The organism is Phocaeicola coprophilus DSM 18228 = JCM 13818 (assembly GCF_000157915.1).
GTDB classification, from domain to species: Bacteria; Bacteroidota; Bacteroidia; order Bacteroidales; family Bacteroidaceae; genus Phocaeicola; species Phocaeicola coprophilus.
The window spans coordinates 171,717-174,409 of the sequence record NZ_EQ973632.1 but is presented as its reverse complement, the minus strand read 5'-3'; the positions used below and the strand labels follow the sequence as shown (position 1 = coordinate 174,409).

3 protein-coding genes are annotated in these 2,693 nt (G+C 48.6%); all 3 read right to left on the bottom strand.

What is annotated here, in order from left to right; all coding sequences use genetic code 11:
* Window positions 1–1,020, bottom strand: a 1,020-nt coding sequence (locus BACCOPRO_RS02325; RefSeq protein WP_008140537.1) for a lactate utilization protein B, incomplete at its 3' end; no start/stop codon positions are given.
* Window positions 1,017–1,757: a (Fe-S)-binding protein gene (locus BACCOPRO_RS02320; protein ID WP_008140535.1), complete on the bottom strand. Its 741-nt coding sequence runs from the start codon at window positions 1,755–1,757 to the stop codon at window positions 1,017–1,019. The genes BACCOPRO_RS02325 and BACCOPRO_RS02320, both read right to left, overlap by 4 nt.
* 486 nt (window positions 1,758–2,243) lie before the next feature.
* Window positions 2,244–2,693, bottom strand: a 450-nt coding sequence (locus BACCOPRO_RS02315; protein ID WP_008140530.1) for a response regulator transcription factor, incomplete at its 5' end; no start/stop codon positions are given.

The window sequence follows — 2,693 nt, the reverse complement described above, 5'->3', positions numbered from 1 at the left end:
CTTCAGCATACCCAGATTGATACCGATCGGTCCCGGAATAAAATAAGTATATGCATAACCGCCGCTCCGACGATACACCGGACAGGTATTCATGCAGGCACCGCAGCGCAGACAGTTCAAAGCCTTGACATGATCCGGATCTCCAAGAATGCGGCTCCGGCCGTTGTCAACAATAATAATATGCAGTTCACCTCCCGTACGCGGTTTGCGGTAATGGGAAGTATAAGTCGTAATAGGCTGTCCGGTACCCGAACGGGCCAGCAGACGGGTAAAGACTCCCAGCGCATCCCGGTCAGGAACAATCTTTTCCATACCGAAAGCCGTGATCTGAAGTTTGGGCTGGGAAGTTCCCATATCAGCATTTCCCTCGTTCGTACAAACCACACACTCACCGGTGGAAGCCACGGCAAAGTTGGCTCCGGTCATGGCAGCTTCGGCCTCAATGAACTTCCGGCGCAGGTTTTTGCGCGCAGCATGAGTCAGGTAGGTCTGATCGTTGTTGCCCGGTTCCGTACCCATTTCCTTCACGAACAGCTCACCGATCTCTTCCTTCTTCACATGAATGGCCGGCAGCACGATATGGCTCGGTTTCTTATGCATCAGCTGAAGAATACGTTCTCCCAGATCACTTTCCACCACTTCCACGCCTTTCTGCTCAAGGTATTCATTCAGTCCGCATTCTTCAGCAAGCATGGATTTGCTCTTGATGAAGTGTTTCACCTGATGCTCCTCCAGAATACGTGCCACGATGGAACAATATTCTTCGGCATCCTTGGCCCAATAGACATGGGCACCGTTAGCCTTCGCATTCTTTTCAAACTCGACCAGAAGCTGGTCCAGATGACTGTTGCTGTACATCTTAATGGCACAGGCCATATCACGCAGATGCTCCCATTCGGGAACAGCCTTACTCATCTTGTCTCGTTTGGCACGTACCATCCACAGGGTCTCATCGTGCCAGGCTGCCAGACTCCGGTTTTTCAAAAAGGTCTCAGCAGCTTTTGAATGTTTCGTACTCATAGTCCGGCAGCTAAAATTTCAACAATATGAATCGTCTTGATCGGGAAGTTTTCACGCGCAATAATACCATTCTGATGCATCAGGCAAGAGCTGTCTGCTCCGACAATATATTCGGCTCCTGTCGCAAGATGACGCTGAACCTTATCACGGCCCATCTGACCGGAAACGGCATGTTCTTCCACGGCAAACATTCCTCCGAAGCCACAGCATTCGTCAGGGCGTTCAGGCTCTACGATCTCAATGTCCTTGACCAGCGACAGCAAGTCACGCAGCTTGTTGTAATAAGGAATATTCAGTTCACTGGGCGAAGAAAGGTGCATCAGCCGCACGCCATGACAACTGTTCTGAATACTTACTTTATGAGGGAACGAAGCCTGCAGAGATGTCGGCTTCACCACGTCATGAATAAACTCGCAGATATCATACACCTTGCCCTCACTGGCACAACGGTGTTTCTCCTCAGCCAGCAGTCTTCCGTAATTGTCACGTACGAAAACCACGCAGCTGGCAGACGGTCCTACAATATAATCATACTTCTCAAACAACTGGTCAAAACGCCGCGCCAGTTCAACGGCTTCATTTTCAAACCCCGCATTCGCCATGGGCTGTCCGCAACAAGTCTGGTCCAACGGATAGTCGACATCCACCCCCAGGCTTTTCAGAAGTTTAAACGATGCAACTCCTACCTGCGGATAGACAGCATTGATATAGCAGGGAATAAATAATCCTACTTTCATTAGTCTCAGTTATTAGTTTTCCGATGGCAAAAGTAGGTTTAATTCACGAAAAAGAGAAAAAGTAGGGAGTTTTTTCAAATAAAAGAGAAAAGAGATTAACGCGAATTAACGCAATTTCATTGTCCGCACGATGCGGTTTCAGCGTGCAGTCGATGAAGCCCAAACGACCGCTCGATGCAGCCTCATCGTGCGGTCGATTCTGTCCCAACGTGCGGTCGATTCTGAGGCATCATGCGGCCGGTCCCCAAACATGCTCTTACGGGCTTCAGACACTCTCCTGTCCGGTCTCCGGGAGCCGAATGCGCGTGCGCCCCGCGAAATCACTTCGCAGGGCGCGCTCAACTAATAACTAACTTCTTTTACTTTTGTGGTTTACGTAATTTCAATATGACTAACACTGCAAAGGTAGAGGTTTCCCTGATTTTCCACAATACCTATTTGTTGGTATTTCAATCTGCCTCAAGCGGCCTTCCCTTTGCCGATATCCTACAAATTCATTTTCACTTCACTCAGTTCCACCAGTTTGTTCACTATGGCATAAATGGTGAGTCCGGCAGCAGAATGAATCTGTAATTTGCGGGTAATATTTCGCCGGTGCGTAATGACGGTATGAACGGAAATGAAAAGCTGTTCGGCAATCTCCTTGTTCGTCATTCCGCGTACAACGCATCCGATAATTTCTTTTTCCCGCTGACTTAACGAATTCTGGTCGCTATCTTCCTCTTCGTTCACATTCATCAGTGTCGAGATCTTGTGAGCCACCGCATCCAGGTCATCAAACAGATTGATGCTTTCGTCATAACCCTTCAACTGATTGGCATCTACCACCGTACAGATCAGTGAAACGATCTTCATATCCTGCCGCGCATATTGCTGTTTGAAAGCCTCCAGATCAAACCATCCTTCAAACTGCGGGTTCACAATCAGAATCTCAGG

Bases quoted from the DNA above. Each gene is read 5' to 3' on its own strand.
- BACCOPRO_RS02320 (WP_008140535.1), bottom strand. From the start codon at position 1,757: ATGAAAGTAGGATTATTTATTCCCTGCTATATCAATGCTGTCTATCCG.